Source organism: Streptomyces atratus (assembly GCF_014648655.1).
Lineage (GTDB): Bacteria > Actinomycetota > Actinomycetes > Streptomycetales > Streptomycetaceae > Streptomyces > Streptomyces atratus.
Genome location: NZ_BMRN01000239.1, coordinates 1 through 523 on the forward strand (window position 1 = coordinate 1; position 523 = coordinate 523).

At 73.2% G+C, this 523-nt stretch carries 1 pseudogene; it reads right to left on the reverse strand.

Features of this window, described 5'->3' with window-relative positions:
* Positions 1–523 (reverse strand): annotated as a pseudogene (locus IEZ15_RS44290) (helix-turn-helix transcriptional regulator); the annotation flags it as partial.

Sequence of the window (523 nt, forward strand, 5' to 3'; positions counted from 1 at the left end):
CCCTGGGTGTGTCGTAGGCGGATGCCGTGGGCGAGGCGGATGCGGGCGAGTTCGAAGGGGAAGTTCGCGGCGGCGGGGTGGGTTTCGGCGTGGTCGTACATCTGGTCGGCTTCGGTGGGGTCGGTGGCGGTCATGGCGAGGGCGCCGTAGGTGATGAGGGCGAGGCGGGGGGAGATGTCGGGCAGGCCGGCCTGGTGGGCGGCGAGGGCGTGGCGGCGGGCTTGTTCGGTGCGGCCGGTGTGGACGGCTGCTTCGACGAGGTCGAGGAGGGTGCGGGAGGCCTGGTGGGCGTAGGGCTCGAAGGAGCCGGGGGGTGTGATGCCGATGGCGTGGAGGTAGGCGGCTTCGTAGTCGCCTTCGCTGAGGGCGGCGGTGGTGCCGACGGCGTCGGCGATCTGGGTGAGGAAGCCGACGCCGCGGGGGCGGGACCAGGCGTCGACCATGGCCTGGAGCTCCCGGGCGCGTTCGGCCTGGCCGCGCAGCGCGGCCAGCTGGGCCAGATACGCACGGGTGTGATGGGCGA